19 protein-coding genes and 1 pseudogene are annotated in these 19,748 nt (G+C 70.4%); 9 read left to right on the top strand and 11 right to left on the bottom strand.

Annotated features, from left to right (window positions below):
- The first annotated feature begins 108 nt into the window (after positions 1–108).
- The 5 genes and pseudogenes from ACIQWG_RS32095 to ACIQWG_RS32075 all read left to right on the top strand — a co-directional run bounded on the left by ACIQWG_RS32095 (position 109) and on the right by ACIQWG_RS32075 (position 5,468).
- Entirely contained in the window at positions 109–1,044 is a 936-nt protein-coding gene (locus tag ACIQWG_RS32095; RefSeq protein ID WP_404102044.1) for a carbohydrate ABC transporter permease, read from the top strand.
- On the top strand, positions 1,041–1,877 hold the full coding sequence (locus ACIQWG_RS32090; protein ID WP_404102043.1) for a carbohydrate ABC transporter permease: 837 nt from the start codon (positions 1,041–1,043) through the stop codon (positions 1,875–1,877). Before ACIQWG_RS32095 ends, ACIQWG_RS32090 begins: the two co-directional genes overlap by 4 nt.
- Entirely contained in the window at positions 1,877–3,157 is a 1,281-nt protein-coding gene (locus tag ACIQWG_RS32085) for an ABC transporter substrate-binding protein (protein WP_404102041.1), read from the top strand. The genes ACIQWG_RS32090 and ACIQWG_RS32085 overlap by 1 nt, the downstream gene beginning before the upstream one ends.
- A gap of 263 nt (positions 3,158–3,420) precedes the next feature.
- Positions 3,421–4,200, top strand: a complete 780-nt coding sequence (gene erm / locus ACIQWG_RS32080) for an ErmE/ErmH/ErmO/ErmR family 23S rRNA (adenine(2058)-N(6))-methyltransferase (RefSeq protein ID WP_404102039.1) — start codon at positions 3,421–3,423, stop codon at positions 4,198–4,200.
- Between the two features lie 28 nt (positions 4,201–4,228).
- Positions 4,229–5,468 (top strand): annotated as a pseudogene (locus ACIQWG_RS32075) (glycosyltransferase).
- 55 nt (positions 5,469–5,523) lie between these two features.
- Here the strand turns inward: ACIQWG_RS32075 and ACIQWG_RS32070 are convergent.
- Positions 5,524–7,791, bottom strand: a complete 2,268-nt coding sequence (locus ACIQWG_RS32070; RefSeq protein ID WP_404102038.1) for an MMPL family transporter — start codon at positions 7,789–7,791, stop codon at positions 5,524–5,526.
- A 343-nt stretch (positions 7,792–8,134) separates the two neighbouring features.
- On the opposite strand from ACIQWG_RS32070, the gene ACIQWG_RS32065 reads away from it, so the two are divergent.
- From ACIQWG_RS32065 to ACIQWG_RS32050, 4 genes are all read left to right on the top strand, one after another.
- On the top strand, positions 8,135–8,680 hold the full coding sequence (locus ACIQWG_RS32065) for a DUF1697 domain-containing protein (protein WP_404102037.1): 546 nt from the start codon (positions 8,135–8,137) through the stop codon (positions 8,678–8,680).
- Complete coding sequence (locus tag ACIQWG_RS32060) at positions 8,673–9,050, top strand: DUF4440 domain-containing protein (protein ID WP_404102035.1); 378 nt, start codon at positions 8,673–8,675, stop codon at positions 9,048–9,050. Before ACIQWG_RS32065 ends, ACIQWG_RS32060 begins: the two co-directional genes overlap by 8 nt.
- A 2-nt stretch (positions 9,051–9,052) precedes the next feature.
- Complete coding sequence (locus ACIQWG_RS32055) at positions 9,053–10,069, top strand: ketopantoate reductase family protein (protein WP_404102033.1); 1,017 nt, start codon at positions 9,053–9,055, stop codon at positions 10,067–10,069.
- An 87-nt stretch (positions 10,070–10,156) separates the two neighbouring features.
- Positions 10,157–10,447: a hypothetical protein gene (locus ACIQWG_RS32050; protein ID WP_404102031.1), complete on the top strand. Its 291-nt coding sequence runs from the start codon at positions 10,157–10,159 to the stop codon at positions 10,445–10,447.
- Between the two features lie 53 nt (positions 10,448–10,500).
- On the opposite strand, the gene ACIQWG_RS32045 is transcribed toward ACIQWG_RS32050, so the two are convergent.
- The 10 genes from ACIQWG_RS32045 to ACIQWG_RS32000 all read right to left on the bottom strand — a co-directional run bounded on the left by ACIQWG_RS32045 (position 10,501) and on the right by ACIQWG_RS32000 (position 19,643).
- Positions 10,501–11,241, bottom strand: a complete 741-nt coding sequence (locus ACIQWG_RS32045; protein ID WP_404102030.1) for a sirohydrochlorin chelatase — start codon at positions 11,239–11,241, stop codon at positions 10,501–10,503.
- Between the two features lie 6 nt (positions 11,242–11,247).
- Positions 11,248–12,138, bottom strand: a complete 891-nt coding sequence (locus ACIQWG_RS32040; RefSeq protein WP_404102028.1) for an ABC transporter permease — start codon at positions 12,136–12,138, stop codon at positions 11,248–11,250.
- Positions 12,125–12,913: an ABC transporter ATP-binding protein gene (locus tag ACIQWG_RS32035; RefSeq protein ID WP_404102026.1), complete on the bottom strand. Its 789-nt coding sequence runs from the start codon at positions 12,911–12,913 to the stop codon at positions 12,125–12,127. Before ACIQWG_RS32035 ends, ACIQWG_RS32040 begins: the two co-directional genes overlap by 14 nt.
- A gap of 34 nt (positions 12,914–12,947) precedes the next feature.
- Complete coding sequence (locus tag ACIQWG_RS32030; protein WP_404102025.1) at positions 12,948–14,048, bottom strand: aliphatic sulfonate ABC transporter substrate-binding protein; 1,101 nt, start codon at positions 14,046–14,048, stop codon at positions 12,948–12,950.
- Positions 14,049–14,236: 188 nt separating this feature from the next.
- Positions 14,237–15,565 carry a sulfate adenylyltransferase subunit 1 gene (locus tag ACIQWG_RS32025; protein WP_404102023.1) on the bottom strand — a complete coding sequence of 443 codons (1,329 nt, stop codon included), beginning with the start codon at positions 15,563–15,565 and terminating at the stop codon, positions 14,237–14,239.
- A gap of 2 nt (positions 15,566–15,567) precedes the next feature.
- A complete protein-coding gene (gene cysD / locus ACIQWG_RS32020; protein ID WP_404102021.1) occupies positions 15,568–16,506 on the bottom strand; it encodes a sulfate adenylyltransferase subunit CysD in 939 nt (312 codons plus the stop codon).
- Positions 16,503–17,066 (bottom strand): adenylyl-sulfate kinase, encoded by a 564-nt coding sequence (gene cysC, locus ACIQWG_RS32015; RefSeq protein WP_404102019.1) that lies wholly within the window; start codon positions 17,064–17,066, stop codon positions 16,503–16,505. Before cysC ends, cysD begins: the two co-directional genes overlap by 4 nt.
- Entirely contained in the window at positions 17,063–17,773 is a 711-nt protein-coding gene (locus ACIQWG_RS32010; RefSeq protein ID WP_404102017.1) for a phosphoadenylyl-sulfate reductase, read from the bottom strand. The genes cysC and ACIQWG_RS32010 overlap by 4 nt, the downstream gene beginning before the upstream one ends.
- A complete protein-coding gene (locus tag ACIQWG_RS32005) occupies positions 17,770–17,949 on the bottom strand; it encodes a hypothetical protein (protein ID WP_030967755.1) in 180 nt (59 codons plus the stop codon). Before ACIQWG_RS32005 ends, ACIQWG_RS32010 begins: the two co-directional genes overlap by 4 nt.
- Positions 17,946–19,643 (bottom strand): nitrite/sulfite reductase, encoded by a 1,698-nt coding sequence (locus tag ACIQWG_RS32000; protein ID WP_404102016.1) that lies wholly within the window; start codon positions 19,641–19,643, stop codon positions 17,946–17,948. The genes ACIQWG_RS32005 and ACIQWG_RS32000 overlap by 4 nt, the downstream gene beginning before the upstream one ends.
- Between the last annotated feature and the right edge of the window lie 105 nt (positions 19,644–19,748).

Raw genomic sequence — 19,748 nt, 5'->3', positions numbered from 1 at the left:
CAGTCTCGCATTTCCACAGGTCGGACCGCGTGCGCGCGGCCTTGACGGGGTACGGCGCCTTCACGACCATGACGGGGCCCACCCGAGCCGTGCAAAGGGGCTGATTCCGTGACATTGGTGACCGAGGCGGAGAGGCCGGTGAGGCCTGCGCCGGGCGGCAAGGGCCGGCGGCGCGGCACGGATCACGGCGCCTGGTTCCTCGTCCTGCCCGCCCTGATCCCCATCCTGATCCTGAGCGTCGGACCGCTGCTCTACGGCATCCTGCTGGCCTTCACCGACGCCCAGTCCGGACGCACCCGGCCCACCCAGTGGATCGGCGCCCTCAACTTCCGGGACCTGCTGCACGACACGCTGTTCTGGGAGTCGTTCCGGATCGGCCTGGTCTGGGCCGTCGGCGTCACCGTGCCGCAGTTCCTGTTGGCGCTCGGCCTCGCCCTCCTCCTCAACCAGGATCTACGGCTGAGATGGCTGGCGCGTGCCCTCGCGATCGTCCCCTGGGCCATGCCCGAGGTCGTCGTCGGCGTGATGTGGCGGCTGGTCTACAGCCCCGACGCGGGCATCCTCAACGAGACCCTGCGCGACCTCGGCCTCGGCGACGGCCGCGACTGGCTCAGCGGGCTCGGCACCGCCCTGCCCGCCGTGATCGTCGTGGGCGTGTGGGCGGGAATGCCGACCACGACGGTCGCGCTGCTGGCCGGCCTCCAGAACACCCCGCGCGAACTGCACGAGGCCGCGGCCGTGGACGGCGCCGGTGCCTGGCGCCGCTTCCGCACGGTCACCTGGCCCGCCCTCAAACCCGTGGCCCTGTCCATCACCGCACTCAACCTGATCTGGAACTTCAACTCCTTCGCCCTGGTCTACGTCCTCACCAGCGGCGGCCCCGGCGGCCGCACCCGCCTTCCGATGCTCTTCGCCTATGAAGAGGCCTTCCGCTACGGCCAGTTCGGCTACGCGGCGGCCATGGGATGCGTGATGGTCGCGCTGATCTCGGTACTCCTCGCCGTGTTCCTGGTCGGCCGGCTCCGGGGAGGTGACGAGGCGTGAGGACCAGCCGCACCGGCCGCGCCGGACAGTACGCCGCCCTGCTCGCCTACCTCGTCTTCCTCGCGTTCCCCTTCCTGTGGCTGGTCTCCACCGCCTTCAAACCCCCGCGCGAGCTGGGCAGTCTGCACCCCACCTGGATCCCCGACGACCCCACCCTCGCCAACTTCCGCCAGGCCTTCGACGAGCAGCCCCTGCTGCACGCCGCGCTCAACTCCCTGATCGCCGCGCTCGGCGCCGCCCTGATCGCCGTACTCCTCGCGACGCCGATGGCGTACGTCATGGCCCGCCGGCACCGCACCCCGCTCGCGCGGGCCGCGACCGGGTGGGTGGTGGTCAGCCAGGCCTTCCCGCTGGTGCTGGTGATCATCCCGCTGTTCCTGGTGCTGAAGAACCTGCGCCTGATCAACTCCATGCCGGGTCTGATCATGGTGTACGTGGTGTGGGCGCTGCCGTTCGCGCTGTGGATGCTCGTCGGATACGTCCGCGCGGTGCCGCCCGAACTGGAGGAGGCGGCGGCGGTCGACGGGGCCGGGCGGCTGCGCACCCTCGTCTCGGTGACCGCGCCGCTGCTGGCGCCCGGGATCGTGGCGACGGGGCTGTTCGCGTTCGTCACGGCGTGGAACGAGTTCTTCTTCGCGCTCGTGCTGCTGAAGACCCCCGAGAAGCAGACCCTGCCGGTCGTCCTCACCCACTTCATCGGCGCGGAGGGGGTCGCGGACCTGGGTCCGCTGGCCGCCGCGGCGTTCCTCGCGACCCTGCCCTCGCTGGTGGTGTTCGCAGTCCTCCAGCGACGGATCACAGGCGGCATGCTCGCCGGGGCGGTGAAGAACTGATGCGCGTCAAAGTCGCGGGCCTGATCGCCCTCGTCCTGCTGCTCGCCGGCTGCACCTCGGACGGCGGCGACACCGGCACCGGCCGCGTCACCCTTCGCTTCCAGTCCCTGGCCTGGCAGGAGGAGTCCGTCGAGGTCAACCAGGAGCTGGTGAAGGAGTGGAACGCCGCCCATCCGGACGTCAAGGTCGAGTATGTCCAGGGAAGTTGGGACGGCGTCCACGACCAGTTGCTCACGTCCTTCGAGGGCGGCGAGGCGCCGGACATCATCCACGACGCCTCGGACGACCTCGCGGACTTCGCGTACGGCGGCTACCTCGCCGATCTGACCGACCTGCTGCCCGAGCGACTCAAGTCGGATATCCCGCAGCGCAGTTGGGAGACGGCGACCTTCGGTGACGGCGTCTACGGCGTCCCCTTCCTCCAGGAGCCACGGGTGCTCGTGGCCAACGCGAAGTGGCTGAAGGAGGCCGGCGTACGTATCCCCACTCCCGAACACCCGTGGAGCTGGCCCGAGTTCAAGAAGATCACCGACGAACTCGGCGGCGACGGCAGGTACGGGGTGGCCTGGCCGCTCAAGGAGCCCGTCTCCGCCACGCTCAACCTGTCGCTGTCGTCCGGCGGACAGCTCTTCCACCGGGGCGCCGACGGCAAGGTGACCGTCCGCTTCGAGGCCGCCGACGAGGTCATGCCGCGCACCGTCCGGGACCAGGTCAACGCCGACCGCAGCGCCTCGCCCACGACCCTGGGCAGCGGTGGCTCGGACACCCTGCCCGGCTTCTTCGGCGGCCGGTACGCGATGGTCCCGCTCGGCTTCTCCTACCGCCAGCAGATCGTGCAGCAGGCGCCGAAGGGCTTCGACTGGCAGGTGCTGCCCGCCCCGGCGGGCGCCGACGGCCTGACCCAGGGCGTCAGCCCGCAGACCCTGTCCATCGCCGAGGACAGCCCGCACCAACGGGAGGCGGCCCGGTTCATCGACTTCCTGCTGCGCCCCGAGAACATGGTGCGACTGGCGCTCGGCGACTGGATGCTGCCCACCGGTACGCAGGCCCTGAAGGACCCCGCCCTGCATACCACCGAGGACGACTGGGCCACCGGCACCGCCCTCGCCGGCCACCTGCGTTCGGCGCCCGCGCAGTCCGTGCGGGGCTACCCGGAGTGGAAGGACAAGGTCGCCACGCCCGCCTTCCAGGAGTACTACAGCGGGGCGATCGGTCTCGGTGAGCTGCGGGAGCGTCTGGAGGAGGACGGGAACCTGGTCCTCGCGCGCTACCAGCGCTGACGTAATTCGGTTGTCCGCGCCGTCCGGCCGCGCCTAACGTGCCGTCCGTGGCAGCGAACAACGCGATCATCATCACCGGTCTCGGCCGGGGCGACGCGCACTCCGTACGGATGCGCCGCGGCCCCGGAGCCCTGACCGGCCCGGGGAGCCACGCCCGCTGATCCGTCGCGGACGCGCTTCGCCCCCTTTCTTCTCCTCTGTCTTCCGGTCAGGGCCTTCGTCTGCCCTTCCCCTCTCTCCACGGAAGACAAGGACCGCAGGCCATGGCCCGCCCCACCCGCGTTTCCCGCGCGCTCTCCCAGAACTTCCTCGCCGACCGCGCCGCCGCCCGCCGCCTCGCCCGGCTCGCCGTACCGAAGGGACGCAGCGCACCCCTGCTGCTCGAAGCGGGCGCCGGAGAAGGCGCGTTGACCGAGCTGCTCGCCCCGCGCTGTCAGCGCCTGATCGCCTACGAGATCGACCCACGGCTCGTCCCCGCACTGCGCTCACGTTTCTCCGGCACTCCCCAGGTCCGCGTCGTCGGCGAGGACTTCCTCACCGCACGAGCACCGCGCACGCCGTTCTCCGTCGCCGGGAACGTGCCCTTCTCCCGTACCGCCGCCATCGTCGACTGGTGCCTGCGGGCCCCCGCTCTCACCGACGCCACCCTCCTCACCCAGCTCGAGTACGCCCGTAAACGCACAGGGGACTACGGCAGTTGGACCCGGCTGACGATCCTGACCTGGCCGCGCTACGAGTGGCGGCTCGTGGGCCGGGTCGGGCGGTACAGCTTCCGGCCCGTGCCGCGCGTGGACGCCGGCGTCGTGCGGATCGAGCGGCGCCGCACCCCGCTGTTGCCGGCCGGTGCCCAGGACAGCTGGCGGCGCCTGATCGAGCTGGGCTTCCGGGGAGTCGGCGGCTCGCTGCACGCGTCCCTGTGCCGGGCGCACCCGAGGCGGCGGGTGGACGCGGCGTTCCGGGCGGCCCGGCTCGACGCGAGGGTTCTGGTCGGTGAGGTGCCGCCGGCGGCATGGCTGAGGCTGCACGAGGTGCTGGCGTCATGAGAACGGACGCGACCGACGCCGAAACAGGTTGCACGAGACGTATCGTCTCGTTTATGGTTCACGACATGACCACCCCCGCGCACATCGCCATGTTCTCCATCGCCGCCCACGGCCACGTGAACCCCAGCCTCGAAGTGATCCGAGAGCTCGTGGCGCGCGGGCACCGGGTCACCTACGCCATCCCCCCGGCCTTCGCCGAGAAGGTCGCCGTGACCGGGGCCGAGCCGAAGCTCTGGAACTCCACGCTGCCCGGACCCGACGCCGACCCGGAGGCGTGGGGGAGCACCCTGTTGGACAACGTCGAGCCGTTCCTGGCCGACGCGATCCAGGCCCTCCCGCAGCTGATCGAGGCGTACGACGGGGACGAGCCGGACCTCGTCCTGCACGACATCACCTCGTACCCGGCGCGCGTCCTCGCCCACCGCTGGGGCGTGCCCGCGATCTCGCTCTCGCCGAACCTCGTCGCCTGGGAGGGCTACGAGGAGGAGATCGCCGAGCCGATGTGGGCGGAGCCGAAGAAGACCGAGCGCGGGCAGGCGTACTACCGGCGCTTCCAGACATGGCTGGAGGAGAACGGCATCACACAGCACCCCGATCCGTTCGCCGGCCGACCCGACCGCTCGCTCGTCCTCATCCCGCGGGCCCTTCAGCCCAACGCCGACCGCGTGGACGAGTCGGTGCACACCTTCGTCGGCGCCTGCCAGGGCGACCGCACCGCCGAGGGCGACTGGCAGCGGCCGGCCGGTGCCGAGAAGGTCGTCCTGGTTTCCCTCGGGTCCGCGTTCACCAAGCAGCCCGCCTTCTACCGGGAGTGCGTGCGCGCCTTCGGCGAGCTGCCGGGCTGGCACCTGGTGCTCCAGGTCGGCCGGCATGTCGACCCGGCCGAGCTGGGTGACCTGCCGCCGAACGTCGAAGTGCGTTCCTGGGTGCCGCAGTTGGCGATCCTGAGGCAGGCCGACCTGTTCGTCACCCACGCCGGCGCCGGCGGCAGCCAGGAGGGGCTGGCGACGGCCACCCCGATGATCGCCGTACCGCAGGCCGTGGACCAGTTCGGCAACGCCGACATGCTCCAGGCGATCGGCGTCGCCCGGCACGTCCCGACCGAGGAGGCCACCGCCGATACCCTGCGCCAGACGGCTCTCGCGCTCGTCGACGACCCCGAGGTCGCCCGGCGGCTGAAGGACATCCAGGCGGAGATGGCCGGGGAAGGCGGCACCCGGCGGGCCGCCGACCTGATCGAGGCGGAGCTCCGGGCGGCCGGGGCATGAGCGAGGGCCCGTCGGTTCCCACGGAACCGACGGGCCCTCTGTCGGGCGGGCGGGGTCAGACGGGCACCCGCTGGCCCTCGTCGTCCCGGGCGGCGCCCCGGGTCACGGCCTCCGGCGCCTCGTCGTGCGTGAGGTCCGGCAGGCGGTTCAGCCACTTCGGGAAGTACCAGTTGCGCTCACCGAGCAGTGCCATGACCGCCGGGAGCAGGACGCCCCGGATGATCGTCGCGTCGATGAGGACCGCCGCCGCGAGGCCGACGCCCATCTGCTTCATGGACTGCATGGACAGCGTTCCGAAGATCGCGAACACGGCGACCATGATGACCGCTGCGCTGGTGACGACCCCGGCCGTGGTGACCACGCCGTGCTGGATCGCGTCCTTCGTCGTACGGCCCCGCAGCCGCGCCTCGCGGATCCGCGAGACCACGAACACGTGGTAGTCCATCGACAGGCCGAACAGGATCACGAAGAGGAACAGCGGCAGCCAGGTGATGATGGCGCCGACGCCCTCCGCGCCCACCAGGGACGCACCCCAGCCGTGCTGGAAGACCGCGACGAGGATGCCGTACGCGGCGCCCACCGACAGCAGGTTCAGCACGATCGAGGTGATCGCGATCGTCAGCGAGCGGAAGCACAGCAGCATCAGCAGGAAGGCGAAGACCACGACGAAGGCGAAGACCGGGACGACCGCTCCGGCCAGCTGGTCGTTGAAGTCCTTCGAACCCGCGACCTGACCGGTGATCGGCGCCTCGACACCGTCCACCTTGCCCAGCGTGGCCGGACGCACGTCGTCGCGCAGCTTGTCCAGGCTCGCGCCCGCCTTGTCGAGGTCGGAGCCGCCGACCAGCGGCACGTACACGAAGGCGACGTTCTGCTCGTCGTGCAGCTTGATCTCGACCGGGCCGCGTGAGGCACCCGAACTGATCGCCCGGTCACGGAAGTCGGCGAGCGCGGACTTCACGTCCGGGGCGTTGATGTCGTTCGCCTTGACGATCACCTCGGCCGGCTCGGAACCGCCCGGGAAGGCCTCGTTGACCCGGTTGTACGTCTGCACGATCGGCAGTGAGTCGCCGAACTCCTGGTCCAGCGTGAGGTTCTGCGTCTTCATGCCGACCGCCGGAGCCGCGATGGCCAGCAGCGCACCGGCCGCGACGACGAACGCGATCACCGGCCGGGCGAGGACGCCCTTCAGCACGGCCGTCCAGAACCGGCTCTCGCGGGTGCCCTGCCCCCGGTTGCGACGGAGCTTGCTCTGCGGGTGCAGGAAGGGGATCTTGCCCTTCTCGACCCGCTCGCCCAGCAGGGACAGCAGCGCCGGAAGCACCGTCACCGACCCGACCATGGCGACGGCCACGACCATCAGCGAGGCCAGGCCCATCGCCTCGAACTCGGCGAGACCGGTGAACAGCATGCCCGCCATCGCCACGCACACCGTGACGCCGGAGACGATGATCGCCCGGCCGCTGGTGGCGGCGGCGACCCTCAGCGCGGTCTGCGCGTCCCGGCCGGCCTCACGCTCCTCGCGCTCACGGCGCAGATAGAACAGGCAGTAGTCGACGCCGACGGCCAGGCCGACCAGCAGCATCACCGAGTTCGCGGTGTCGCTCATCGGCATCACATGGCTGACGATGCCCATCAGGCCCATCGTCGCCATGATCGCGGTGACCGCCAGCAGCACCGGCAGCAGGGCCGCCACCAGCGCGCCGAAGGCGATGAGCAGAATGCCGAGGGCCACCGGCACCGCGGAGTACTCGGCCTTCTGGAAGTCGTCCCCGAACGCGTCGTCGAACGTCTTCATCATGCTCGCGCCGCCGATCTCCTCGATCCGCAGCGACTGATGGTCCTTCTGGACGTCCTCGACGGCCTTCAGCACGGGCTCGACACGCTCACCCGCGGTCTCCGACTCGCCTCGGATGTCGAACTGCACGAGCGCGCTGCGCCCGTCCTTCGAGATCGTCTGTGTGTCGTACGGCGATGTCACGTCCGCGACCTTGCCGGTGCCCTCGACCGCCTCGACGACCGCCGTGACGGCCGTTCGGAACTCGCTGTCGGTCGCCTTGAGCGAGCCGTCCTTGGCCTGGATCAGGACGGTCTCACTGGCCGGCTCCTCGATCCCGGCATCCTCGATGATCTTGGCGGCGGTGTAGTTCTCGCCCTTCAGCTGGTCGCTGTCCTTGACGTCGACGCGGCCGGCCGCCGAACCGAGCCCCATCGCCAGGACGACGAACAGCACCCAGATGCCGACGGCAGCCCATCGGTGCCGGGCGCTCCAGCCGCCGGCGCGAGCGGCGAGACCTCGCACCCGCGTATCTCCGTTCACCATGACGGGCTTGCCCCCTATGTATTGCGGTGGCGGCCCCCTGCCGCCTCCTTTCGATTCGAAGGTATGGGGCGGATAAACCCATCTCGTCGTGCTCCCCGGTGAGGTGCGACGGCCGCAACTCATCCCCGCGACCCCCGGGCCCTCCCCACTGGGGAGGATGACGGCCCCTTACATCTACCCGGCACGGTCGGGGTGAGGATCCCGGGGAGGAAGCCGTGGATCGGGCGAAGGAGGTTGTGTTTCGTGCTGACCGGTAAGTAACTTACGGGTTCCGGCCGTCGTGCCCGCCCCCACGGGGCACGACGGCCGCCCACGGCCGGTCACCTCGCCTTAAGGTGGCCGAATGACGACGTATGCGGCGCTGCTGCGCGGAATCAACGTGGGCGGCAGCAGAAAACTCCCCATGGCCGACCTGCGCACCCTGCTCACCGGACTCGGCCACGACGGCGTACGCACCTACCTCCAGAGCGGCCAGGCGGTGTTCGCCTCCGACCACGGCGACGAGGAGTCCCTGGCGGCGGAGCTCGCGACGGCGATCGAGAAGCGGTTCGGCTTCACTGTGGACGTGATCGTGCGCGACCACGCCTATCTCCGGTCGATCGCCGACAACTGCCCTTTCCCGGCCGCCGAGTTGGAGCCCAAGCAGCTCCACGTCACCTACTTCTCCGCCCCGGTCGACGCCGACCGCTTCGCCGAGATCGACCGAACCGCCTTCCTGCCCGAGGAGTTCCGGCTCGGCGACCGCGCGCTGTACCTGTACGCCCCCAACGGCCTCGGCCGATCCAAGCTTGCCGAAATCCTGTCGCGGCCCCGGCTCAACAAGGGTTTGATCGCCACCAGCCGTAACTGGAACACCGTCGTGAAACTCGTGGAGATGACCGGTGACTGACGTCCATGGCGCCGCAGTGGAAGCCGCCGTCGAGGGGGAACTGCGCCTGCTCCAGCCGCAGGTGCGGTCCTCCGCCGAACTGCTCGCCCAGCTGCTGCACCCGCAGTTCCGGGAGTTCGGCGCGTCGGGACGGCACTGGGACCGCACCTCGATCATCGAGTCCCTCGTCTCCGGCGAGGACGCGGGGCCCCGGCCGGTCGTCGTGTCACGGATCGACGGCGTCCAGCTCGCCCCCGACCTCGTCCACCTCACCTTCGACACGGAGTACAACGGCAGCCACGCGCACCGCAGTTCACTGTGGCGGCTGACGGAGGACGGCTGGCAGATGTACTTCCATCAGGCGACGCCGTTCACGCCCGAGGCGGAGTGACCGTGCGCTACGTCATCATCGGTGCCGGAGCCGTCGGCGGCGTCATCGGCGGACGGCTCGCGGGCTCGGGACACGAGGTCGTCCTGGTCGCCCGGGGCGCCCACTTCGAGGCCCTACGGGATCAAGGGCTGCGGCTCAGGGTGCCGGAGGGGGAGCTGACCCACCGGCTGCCGGTGGTCGACGGACCCGCCGGGCTCGGCGTACTGTGCCCCGACGACGTCCTCGTCCTCGCGGTGAAGACACAGGACAGCGCCGCCGCGCTGCGGACCTGGGGGCCGGCCCCGGTCGAGGGCGGCGGTACGGCCGCCGAGCGGCTGCCACTGGTCTGCGCGCAGAACGGCGTCGAGAGTCAGCGCCTGGCCCTGCGGCTCTTCAGACGGGTCCACGGCGTCTGCGTCTGGCTGCCGTCGACGTACGTCGAACCCGGCGTCGTCGCCGCGGCCGGCCACCCCCTCACCGGCATCCTCCACCTCGGCCGCCACCCGCACGGCACCGACGAGACCGCCCGACTTCTCGCCGAAGACCTGGAGAAGTCGCACTTCGAGGCGCCGGTGGTGGCGGATGTGGCGCGCTGGCAGTACGCCAAGCTGCTGTCCAACCTCGGCAACGCGCTGGAGGCCGTGGCCGGTCCCGTCGACGGCGAGGACGCCCGGGAGCTGTTCCGGCGGGTGCGGGCCGAGGGCGTGGCCGTGCTGGACGCCGCCGGGATCGCGTACACGAGCGCAGAGGAACAGCGCGCGGTCCGGGGCGACAAGGTCACCCTCGTCCCCCTCGACGGGGCCCCGCGCGGCGGCGGTTCCTCCTGGCAGTCCCTCTTTCGGGGCACCGGCACCATCGAGGCCGACTACCTCAACGGCGAGATCGCCCTGCTCGGCCGGCTGCACGGCGTACCGACACCGCTGAACGAGCTCCTACAGCACCTCGCGGACACCTTCGCGCGCGAGCGGCGGGCGCCGGGATCGATGCCGGTGGGGGAGCTGGTGCGGCTGGCCGATGACGCGGTTGTCAACCTGGGCTGATCATCCGACCGCCGCTCGGTCCAACCGCAGGACAAGGGGTCGGTGTTGTCCCTAGGGTGATCGGCGCGACCACCGGGAGGCGGGACAGTGAGCAGCTACAACATCCGTGACATCGACGGTCCGTCCGACAACGGCGCCGATCCGGCCGCGGTGCTGCGCCACGCGGAGCGGCTCGTGGAGCTGCTGGGCATCGAGAACCCGGCGCTCGTCCCCAAGGGCGAGATCGTCCGGGACGAACTGCGCCACGCCGCCCTCGACGGCCTGCCGGCCAACCGAGGCCGAATCCGCTTCGCCCTGGAGGCCATCCGCACCGGCGTACCGGCGGGCAGCGGCAGCCTGGCCCTGGTCCAGCAGATGGACCGGGTGCTCGGGCTCTGACGCGGGGGCGTGGCGCTTTCAGCCCTGACGGCTGCGGGCACCAAGCGTCGCGCTCAGGCCCCGATCGCCGTCAGCACCGGCGTCCGTGCCGCTTCGTAGCGTTCCAGCAGGACCCGGGCCACCTCGGGGGCCGGTCCGAGTACATCCGCCAGTACGTCAGCCTCGGCCGCGCCCCGGGCGATGCGGTCCGGGAGGAAGCCGGGGGCCAGGACGTACGGCGAGACCGCGATCCGTGAGCAGCCCAGGGCGCGCAGCTCGCGCACCGCGTCCTCCGTACGGGGGAGAGATGCGGAGGCGAACGCAGGCCGCACGGCGCACCAACCGGTGTGCCGCCACTCCCGCGCGATTTCTGCGATCACTGCGATCGCCTCCGGGTCGGTGGACCCCGCCGAGGCCAGCACGACCCCGGTCGAGGACTTGTCGGCGGGCGTCAGGCCCGCCTCGTACAGGCGCCGTTCCAGGGCCGACACCAGCAGCGGTGACGGACCGAGCACCTCCGCCTGCCGGATGCGCAGGCTGCGCGGCGCGTCGCGCAGGACCGCCGGGATGTCGGCCTTCGCGTGGAAGGCGCGGGTCAGCAGCAGCGGGAGTGCGACGACGTCGCGGACGCCCTCGGCCGCCAGCGACTCCAGTACCCCCTGCACGGACGGGATGTTGAAGTCCAGGAAGCCGGTCTCCACCCGCACGTCCGGGCGCAGGCGGCGCACGCGTCGCACGAGGGCGTGCACCGTCGCGGCATGGCGCGGGTCGCGGCTGCCGTGGGCGATGACGAGAAGGACCGGTTTCACGGACATCGGGATTCAGCTCCTTGCCAGCAGACCGCGGCTGCGCAGCACCCACCGCTCCAGCGGGCTGAAGATCAGCAGGTCGATGGCGATACCGACGATCAGGATGAGGAGGATGGCGAAGAAGACCATGGACATGGAACTGGTGTTGCGGCCGTTCTCCAGCAACTGGCCCAGGCCCACGCCCAGGTCGGGGGAGGACGCGATGATCTCCGCCGCCATCAGCGAACGCCAGGAGAAGGCCCAGCCCTGCTTCAGACCGGCCAGATAGCCGGGCAGCGCGGCCGGCATCACGATGTGCCAGGTGCCCTTCAGGCCCGTCGCGCCCAGCGTGCGGCCCGCCCGCAGGAAGAGGGGCGGCACCTGGTCCACGCCGGAGACCAGGCCGTTGGCGATCGAGGGCACCGCGCCCAGCAGGATCACCGCGAACATCATCTTGTCGTTCAGACCCAGCCAGATCACGGCGGGCGGCACCCACGCGACCGATGGCAGCGACTGGAGACCGGACAGGATCGGCCCGATCGCCGCGCGCACGAACTTCACCCGCGCCACCAGCAGACCCAGCGGCGTCCCGATCACCAGCGCCAGCAGGAAGCCGAGCAGGCCGCGCGAGACGGACGTCCAGATGTACTCGTGGAGCGTGCCCTGGAGCCACGCCTCGCGCAGCTCGCCCCACACGTCGGCCGGCGCGGGCAGCTTGGACGGGTCGTCGGCGACTCCGGTCGACACCAGGAGCTGCCAGATGCCCAGCACCAGGGCGACGGCGACGATCGGCGGCAGGACCTTCTGGGTCAGGGTCCTGCGCAACGGCGTACGGCTCGTCTGGACCGTGTCCAGGGCGTCCAGGCCGGCTTCGAGTCCGGCGAGATCGTTGCCGTCCTTGGCGGTCGTGTCAGTGCTGGCCATGACGGCGGATCTCCCCACGCAGTTCTTCGGTGATCTCCCGGGACAGCTCCGCGACCGCGGCGTCCTCGATACGGCGCGGCTGCGGAATGCCCACCTCCCATTCCCGGGCGACCCGGCCCGGACGGGAGGACAGCAGCACGACGCGCTCGGCCAGCCGAACCGCCTCGCGCACGTTGTGCGTCACGAACAGGACCGACACACCCGTCTCCCGCCAGATGCGGGTCAGTTCGTCGTGCAGCACGTCCCGCGTGATCGCGTCCAGCGCGGCGAACGGCTCGTCCATCAGCAGCAGCCGGCTGTCCTGGGCGAGCGCGCGGGCCAGGGCGACGCGCTGGCGCATACCGCCGGACAGCTCGTGCACCCGCTTGCCGTACGCGCCCTTCAGCCGGACCAGTTCGAGGAGCCCCTCGGCGCGCTCGCGCCGCTCGGCCTTCGCGATCCCGCGCAGCTTCAGGGCGAGTTCGATGTTCTTGCCGGCCGTCAGCCACGGGAACAGCGCGTGCTCCTGGAACATCAGCGCCGGACGCCCGTCGGTGGTGATGGCGCCGGCCGTGGGCTTGTCGAGCCCGGCCACCAGGTTCAGCAGCGTCGACTTGCCGCAGCCGGACGCCCCGAGGAGGGTGACGAACTCACCGGGCGCGACATCGAGCGTGATGTCGTCGAGGACCAGCTGCTGTCCGGCGGGGCCGGCGAAGGACTTCGACACGTGCTCGATGCGCGCGGCGTGCTCCACGGACACATCCGTGCCGGCGGCCTTGGCGAGGGCTGTTGCCATGGTCGTCACCTCCTGGGATCTCTCGGAATGGGGCTTACTGGACGCCGAGTCCGGCGTCGTCCACTTCGCGTTCGCCCTCGGCCTTGAGGACCTTGTTCAGCGGGGCCAGGTCGTAGATGCCGGTCAGGTCCGGCTTCTGGAGCAGTCCGGCCTCGACCGCGTGCCCGGCCTCCGTGGTGAGCGTGGTGGCCAACGGGTCGTCGGTGACCTGGATGGACTGCCACGCCGGGTCGAGCACGTCGGCCGGCAGCGGCTTGCCGGTGTCGGCCTTCAACTGCGCGTTCGCCGCGGCCTTCGCCTTGTCCGGGTTGGCGCCGATCCACTCGTTGGTCTTCACCGAGGCGCGCAGGACTGCCTCCACGGCCTTCGGGTGCTCCTTCAGGAAGCTCTGCGACACGATCACGTTCGTGATCACGAACTTCTTGTCCGGCCACAGGTCGGCCTCGTCGAGCAGCACCTTCCCGCCCTCGGCGACCAGCTTGGACGCCGTCGGCTCCGGCACCCACGCCCCGTCGATCGAATCGGACTTGTAGGCGTCCGGCGTGATCTTGTTGTCGCTGCGGACGACCGAGACATCACCCTGGCCGCTCTCCGCGTCGACCTTCCAGCCCTGCTCGGCGATCCAGTTGAGGAAGGCCACGTCCTGCGTGTTGCCCAGCTGAGGCGTGGCGATCTTCTTGCCCTTGACGTCCTTCAGGGACTTGATCTTCTCGGGGTTCACCACCAGCTTCACGCCGCCCGAGGCCGAACCGGAGACGATCCGCAGGTTCTTGCCGCCGGACTTGAGGTAGCCGTTGATCGCGGGGGAGGGGCCGATCCAGCCGATGTCGACGGACCCGGAGTTGAGCGCCTCGATCTCGGACGGACCGGCGTTGAACGTCGAGTACTTCGCCGTCGTGCCGCCCAGCTCCTTCTGGAACAGCCCCTCGTGCCGGCCGACCAGCGCGGTGGCGTGGGTGAGGTTCCCGAAGTAGCCGATCTTCACCGAGTCCAGGCCGTCGACCTTGGGCGCCCCCGCGATGGCCTGCTCGGTGTTCTCCTTGGCCTGCGAGCCGTAGCCGCACGCCGCGAGGGCGAGCAGCGGCAGCGCGGCCAGGACGGCGAGCGTCCGTCGCAGGGCGGGGGTGGCAGGCACGGGGAGGGGTTCCTCTCGGTGGCCCGGCACTCACGCCCTGGTCAGGCGCGGCCGGGAGATCGGCAGATGGACGAAGGACGGGTCAGCGCACACATCGCGACACACCGCCCTGTCCGCTGCCGAGGGCGCCGCTGCCGACGCGGCCACCCTCCTTCGCGAACGTGGAGTAGACGTCCTGGGCCCTCATGTCAGAAGTCCCACCCGTCGTCATCGGCCTCGTCCTTGACCGGCTCCGGCGAGGCGAAGGACTCGCCGACCATGCCCGCGGTGAGCGTGGTGCCGTCGCTGGGGTCGATCAGGATGAACGAGCCGGTGCGGCGCGAGTCGGCGTAGGAGTCGACCGGCAGCGGCTCGGCGGTACGGATCTTCACCCGGCCGATGTCGTTGGCGACGAGCTGTCCCGGGTGCGGGTGCAGGGACAGGTCGTCCAGCGTCAGCCGGGACGGGATGTCCTTGACGATCGCCTTCACCGTGCGGGTGCCGTGCTTGAGCAGCACCCGGTGGCCGACGGTCAGCGTGGCGTCCGCCACATGGCAGACGGTCGCCTCGATGTCCTGCGTGGTCGCGGGAGCGTCCTTGGTCGGCACGATCAGGTCGCCCCGCGAGATGTCGATGTCGTCCTCCAGCAGGACGGTCACCGACTGGGTGGTCCACGCGATGCCGACCGGCTCGCCCAGCAGGTCGATGCCGGAGATCCGCGACGTACGGCCCGACGGCAGCACGGTCACGGACTCGCCGACGCGGAACGAACCGGCGGCGATCTGACCGGCGTAGCCCCGGTAGTCCGGGTGCTCGGAGGTCTGCGGCCGGATCACGTACTGCACGGGCAGCCGGGCGTGGCAGTGGCTGAGGTCGTGGCTGACCGGGACCGTCTCCAGGTGCTCCAGGAAGGTCGGGCCGCCGTACCAGTCCATGTTCGCGGACGGGTCCACCACGTTGTCGCCGGCCAGCGCCGAGATCGGGATGGCGGTGATCTCCGGGACGCCCAGCTCCAGCGCGTACGCCGTGAACTCCTCGGCGATCGCGGCGAACACGGACTCCTGGTAGTCGACCAGGTCCATCTTGTTCACGGCGAGCACGACGTGCGGCACCCGCAGCAGCGCGGCGATCGCGGCGTGCCGGCGGGTCTGCTCGACGACGCCGTTGCGGGCGTCGACCAGGATCACCGTCAGCTCGGCCGTCGACGCGCCCGTGACCATGTTGCGGGTGTACTGCACATGGCCGGGGGTGTCGGCGAGGATGAACCGGCGCCGGGGCGTGGCGAAGTAACGGTACGCCACGTCGATCGTGATGCCCTGCTCCCGCTCGGCCCGCAGGCCGTCGGTGAGCAGCGCGAGGTCCGGGGCGTCCTGCCCGCGCGAGGCCGACGCGCGCTCCACTGCCTCCAGCTGGTCGACGAGGACCGACTTGGAGTCGTGCAGCAGGCGGCCGACGAGCGTGGACTTGCCGTCGTCGACGGAGCCGGCGGTGGCGAACCGCAGCAGGGTCGTCTCGGAGAGTTCCGTGGTCGTGCTCATGCTTAGAAGTACCCCTCGCGCTTACGGTCTTCCATCGCGGCCTCGGACATCTTGTCGTCGGCGCGGGTGGCGCCGCGCTCGGTCAGCCGGGACGCGGCGATCTCGGTGATGACCTGCTCCAGCGTCACCGCGTCGGAGTCGACGGCGCCGGTGCAGGACATGTCGCCCACGGTCCGGTAGCGCACGAGACGCTTCTCGACGGTCTCACCGTCCTTCGGGCCGCCCCACTCGCCGGCCGTCAGCCACATGCCGCTGCGCGCGAACACCTCGCGCTCGTGGGCGAAGTAGATCTCCGGCAGCTCGATGCCCTCGCGGGCGATGTACTGCCAGACGTCCAGCTCGGTCCAGTTGGACAGCGGGAACACGCGCACATGCTCGCCGGGGGCGTGCCGGCCGTTGTACAGGTTCCACAGCTCGGGCCGCTGGCGGCGCGGGTCCCACTGCGAGAACTCGTCCCGCAGCGAGAAGACGCGCTCCTTGGCCCGCGCCTTCTCCTCGTCCCGGCGTCCGCCGCCGAAGACCGCGTCGAACTTCTCGCTCTGGATCTTCTCCGTCAGCGGCACCGTCTGGAGCGGGTTGCGGGTACCGTCCGGACGCTCCTTGAGCGCGCCGCGGTCGATGTAGTCCTGCACGGACGCGACATGCAGCCGCAGACCGTGCTGGGCGACCGTACGGTCCCGGTACTCGATGACCTCGGGGAAGTTGTGCCCGGTGTCCACGTGCAGCAGCGAGAAGGGGATCGCCGCGGGGGCGAACGCCTTCAGCGCCAGGTGCAGCATGACGATGGAGTCCTTGCCGCCGGAGAACAGGATCACCGGCCGCTCGAACTCGCCCGCGACCTCGCGGAAGATGTGCACCGCCTCGGACTCCAGCGCGTCCAGGTGCGAGAGGGCGTACGGCGCGTCCGTACCCTCCTCCACCTTGGCGACGGTCGTCGTCATGCCAAACCCCTTTCGCTGAGCAGGGCGTACACCGACGCCGCGGACTCCTGCACGGTCTGGTTCTGGGACTCGATGCGCAGATCCGGCGTCTCCGGCTCCTCGTACGGGTCGTCGACGCCCGTGAGCCCCTTGAGCTCGCCCGCGGCCTGCTTGGCGTACAGACCCTTCACATCGCGTACGGAGCACACCTCGACCGGAGTGGCCACGTGCACCTCCAGATACGGCGTCCCGCCCTCCTGGTGGCGCTTGCGCACCGCGTCACGGCTGTCGGCGTAGGGCGCGATCACCGGTACGAGCGTCTTGACGCCGTTACGGGCGAGCAGTTCGGCCAGGAAGCCGATGCGCTGCACGTTGGTGTGCCGGTCCTCGCGGCTGAAGCCGAGGCCCGCCGAGATGAACTCGCGGATCTCGTCGCCGTCGAGCACCTCGACGCGGTGGCCCTCCGCGCGGAGCCGGCCGGCCAGCTCGTGGGCGATGGTGGTCTTGCCGGCGCTCGGCAGACCCGTGAGCCAGACGGTGGCTCCGGTCGTCACCTGCAACTCCTCAGTGTTCGTCGTCATCCGTGCAGCCCGCACTCGGTCTTGCCGCGGCCCGCCCAGCGGCCGGCGCGGGCATCCTCGCCCTCCAGCACCCGGCGGGTGCAGGGGGCGCAGCCGACGGAGGCGTAGCCGTCCATCAGCAACGGGTTGGTCAGCACGCCGTGTTCGGCGACGTAGGCGTCCACGTCGTCCTGCGTCCAGCGGGCGATCGGGGAGATCTTCACCTTCTGGCGCTTGTCGTCCCAGCCGACGACCGGGGTGTTCGCCCGGGTCGGGGACTCGTCGCGGCGCAGCCCGGTCGCCCAGGCCACGTACTCCTTGAGCCCTCGCTCCAGCGGCTCGACCTTGCGCAGCTTGCAGCACAGGTCGGGGTCGCGGTCGTGCAGCTTCGGGCCGTACTCGGCGTCCTGCTCGGCGACCGACTGACGCGGGGTCAGGGTGATGACGTTGACGTCCATCACCGCCTCCACCGCGTCGCGGGTGCCGATGGTCTCCTCGAAGTGGTAGCCGGTGTCGAGGAACACGACGTCCACGCCGGGCATCGCGCGGGAGGCGAGGTGGGCGACCACCGCGTCCTCCATCGACGAGGTCACGCAGAAGCGCTTGCCGAAGGTGTCGGCCGCCCACCGGAGGATCTCCAGCGCGGAGGCGTCCTCCAGGTCACGGCCCGCCCGCTCGGCGAGCGCCTTGAGATCGTCGGTCGTGCGCTCTTCCTGAACCGCGGTCATATCTCGTCTCCCCCTGCGTCGTTGGGCTGAAGGCCCCGGGTGAGCAACCCGAGGAACTTCAGCTGGAATGCGCGGTTGCACGCCGCGCATTCCCACGCGCCGTGGCCCTGCTCGCTGGGACGGAGGTCCTCGTCGCCGCAGTAGGGGCAGTAGAAGGGGGCGGCCCGCTCGCTCATGACAGGGCCTCCTCGGAAGCACGCGCCGCCCACGTGGCGAACCGCTCGCCGTCCTCGCGCTCCTCCTGGAACCGCTTCAGGACGCGCTCGACGTAGTCCGGCAGCTCCTCGGAGGTGACCTTCAGGCCACGCACCTTGCGCCCGAAGCCGGCCTCCAGACCGAGCGCGCCGCCCAGGTGCACCTGGTAGCCCTCGACCTGCTCGCCGCGGTCGTTGACGACCAGCTGCCCCTTGAGACCGATGTCTGCCACCTGGATACGGGCGCAGGCGTTCGGGCAGCCGTTGATGTTGATGGTGAGCGGCTCGTCGAAGTCCGGGATACGGCGCTCCAGTTCGTCGATGAGCTGGGAGCCGCGCGCCTTGGTCTCGACGATGGCGAGCTTGCAGTACTCGATGCCGGTGCACGCCATGGTGCCGCGCCGGAACGAGGACGGCCGGGCGGTGAGGTCCAGCGCCTCCAGGGACTCGACGAGCGAGTCGACCTGCGCCTCCTCGACATCGAGGATGATCATCTTCTGCTCGACGGTGGTCCGGACCCGGCCCGAGCCGTGTGCCTCGGCGAGCTCGGCGATCTTCGTCAGGGTTGTGCCGTCCACCCGGCCGACCCGCGGGGCGAACCCGACGTAGAAACGGCCGTCGTTCTGCCGGTGCACACCGACGTGGTCGCGCCAGCGCTGGAGCGGCTGGGCGGGGGCTGGGCCGTCGACCAGCTCACGCCCCAGGTACTCGTCCTGGAGGATCTGGCGGAACTTCTCCGCGCCCCAGTCCGCGACCAGGAACTTCAGACGGGCGCGGGTGCGCAGCCGCCGGTAGCCGTAGTCGCGGAAGATGCCGATCACGCCCGCCCAGACGTCCGGGACCTCGTCCAGCGGCACCCAGGCGCCGAGCCGGACACCGATCTTCGGGTTGGTGGACAGGCCGCCGCCGACCCACAGGTCGAAGCCGGGACCGTGCTCGGGGTGGTGCACACCGACGAACGCGACGTCGTTGATCTCGTGCGCCACGTCCAGCAGCGGCGAGCCGGAGATCGCCGTCTTGAACTTGCGCGGCAGGTTGGAGAACTCCTTGCTGCCGATGTACTGCCGGTGGATCTCGTCGATGGCCGAGGTGCCGTCGATGATCTCGTCCTCGGCGATACCGGCGACCGGCGAGCCGAGGACCACGCGCGGGGTGTCACCGCAGGCCTCGGTGGTGGACAGGCCGACCGCCTCCAGCCGGTTCCAGATCTCGGGCACGTCCTCGATCCGGATCCAGTGGTACTGGACGTTCTGCCGGTCGGTGATGTCGGCGGTGCCGCGCGCGAACTCCTGCGAGACCTCGCCGATCACCCTCAGCTGCTGGGTGGTGAGCCGGCCGCCGTCGATCCGCACCCGCAGCATGAAGTACTTGTCGTCCAGCTCCTCCGGCTCCAGGATCGCGGTCTTGCCGCCGTCGATCCCGGGCTTGCGCTGGGTGTAGAGGCCCCACCAGCGCATCCGGCCGCGAAGGTCGTTGGGGTCGATCGAGTCGAAGCCACGCTTGGAGTAGATCGTCTCAATGCGTGTCCGCACATTGAGACCGTCGTCGTCCTTCTTGAACTGCTCGTTGCCGTTGAGCGGGGTGAAGTGTCCCGCGGCCCACTGACCCTCGCCGCGGTGACGGCTCACCTTGCGGCGGGGAGTCGCGGCGGCAGGCTTCTGCGGGGTGGCGGCCATGGTTGATACGTCCTTCGGGACAGGCGGGAAAGCGGCTCTTACCTGCGCATACGGGCGCATGGGTATACGTGCGCGTCATTGCGCGGAAAGGAAGCGGGAAGAGAG

Origin of the sequence: Streptomyces sp. NPDC098781 (assembly GCF_044759995.1) — a bacterium.
Lineage (GTDB): Bacteria > Actinomycetota > Actinomycetes > Streptomycetales > Streptomycetaceae > Streptomyces.
The sequence above is the reverse complement of the archived record's forward strand: the minus strand, read 5'-3'. Positions and strand labels throughout refer to the sequence as shown.